The organism is Exiguobacterium sp. s168, assembly GCF_018619035.1.
In the GTDB taxonomy this organism is placed as follows: Bacteria; Bacillota; Bacilli; order Exiguobacteriales; family Exiguobacteriaceae; genus Exiguobacterium_A; species Exiguobacterium_A acetylicum.
In genome coordinates this window covers 1-1,441 of record NZ_JACSNE010000058.1, presented here as the reverse complement: position 1 = coordinate 1,441, position 1,441 = coordinate 1, and the positions used below count along the sequence as shown (strand labels likewise).

The following is a 1,441-nucleotide window of genomic DNA, read 5'->3' as shown; positions in this document are numbered from 1 at the left end:
TGAACTGCCCCATAAAAGTTGGACATAAAAATCCAACTTTTATGGGGTGTTTTTTATGGTCAAATATACAAAGGCGTTTAAAGTCCAAGTCGCTGAGCGTTATCTGACAGGACGAGACGGATACCGAGGTGTAGCGATAGAATTCGGGATAGCACGTGAACTGATCCGCGAGTGGTCGCGTCTCTATGAGCGTTGGGGGGAAACGATCTTCGATCCTTCCTATACAAGCCACTCGCTGGCATTTAAACTGGAGGTATTAAACGACATGGTGACCAACAGGCTGTCCAATATAGAGGCGGCCGTAAAGTACCGAATTTCTTCCCCAGGGACGATCTCGAGATGGCGATCGACGTATGAACGGGAAGGGACCGCAGGTCTGGTCGCCAGACCGAAAGGACGTGCCCCGATGGCGAGACGCAAGAAGAAGGAATTTGAAGAGATGACAGAAGTCGAGAAGCTCAAAGAGCGGATCGAGTATCTCGAGATGGAGAACGCTGCGTTAAAAAAATTGAAAGCCTTGGTTCAAGAAGAGAATGCGCGACGAACCGGATCAAGGCACAAGTAATCGACGAATTGCGGTCAGTCTATCCCGTTCCGGGACTCCTTCGCGTGCTCGGTATGGCACGAAGCGTCTATTACTATTGGCGGACGCGCCTGACGGGCGAGGACAAGTATGCGGAGGTGAAGACAGCTATCCATACTCTCTTCCACGAACACCAGGGACGATGTGGCTATCGTCGCATCCACGCACTTCTCGAACGCCAAGGCTTCCGGCACGATCCGAAGACCGTACGCCGTCTCATGAATGAACTCGGTCTAAAATGTCTTGTCCGTATGAAGCGATACCGCTCCTATAAAGGACGGGTCGGAAAGGTCGCACCGAATCTTCTCCAACGTGACTTCAAGGCCACCGGCCTGAACCAGAAATGGGTGACTGACGTCACTGAGTTTCACCTGTTCGGGGAGAAACTCTACCTCTCGCCGATGATGGACTTGGGAAATCGTGAGATCATTGCTTATACCCTATCGGACCGCCCTACCTATCAATTCGTTGGTGAAATGTTGGATCAGGCAATCGGGAAGCTCGACGGGAAAGCCCGACCGATTCTGCATTCCGACCAAGGGTGGCATTATCAATATCGAGCGTTCGTCGGTACGCTTCACGAGCACGGTATTACGCAAAGCATGTCCCGTAAGGGCAACTGCCTCGACAACGCAGCCATCGAAAGCTTCTTCGCTGTGCTCAAGTCAGAGCTCCTGTATCTCAAGGAGTTCGATGACATGGACCACTTCAAATGTGAGCTCGAGCGTTACATCGAGTACTATAACCATCGTCGTATCAAGAGACGACTAAAAAACCTGAGCCCGGTGGAATACCGGACTCAGGTCCTCAAGGTCGCCTGACAAATTATTTATTGTCTAACTTTTTTGGTTCAGTTCA

The 1,441-nt window shown here is 50.9% G+C and carries 2 protein-coding genes; both read left to right on the top strand.

The features are described from left to right. Positions 1-55: 55 nt before the first annotated feature. Complete coding sequence (locus KNQ15_RS17095) at positions 56-565, top strand: helix-turn-helix domain-containing protein (protein WP_029341908.1); 510 nt, start codon at positions 56-58, stop codon at positions 563-565. Continuing rightward, complete coding sequence (locus KNQ15_RS16530; protein ID WP_483299360.1) at positions 508-1,404, top strand: IS3 family transposase; 897 nt, start codon at positions 508-510, stop codon at positions 1,402-1,404. Before KNQ15_RS17095 ends, KNQ15_RS16530 begins: the two co-directional genes overlap by 58 nt. Positions 1,405-1,441 lie beyond the last annotated feature (37 nt).

Excerpts from the sequence above, each read along its gene's own strand:
- KNQ15_RS17095 (WP_029341908.1), top strand. The coding sequence starts at position 56 with ATGGTCAAATATACAAAGGCGTTTAAAGTCCAAGTCGCTGAGCGTTAT.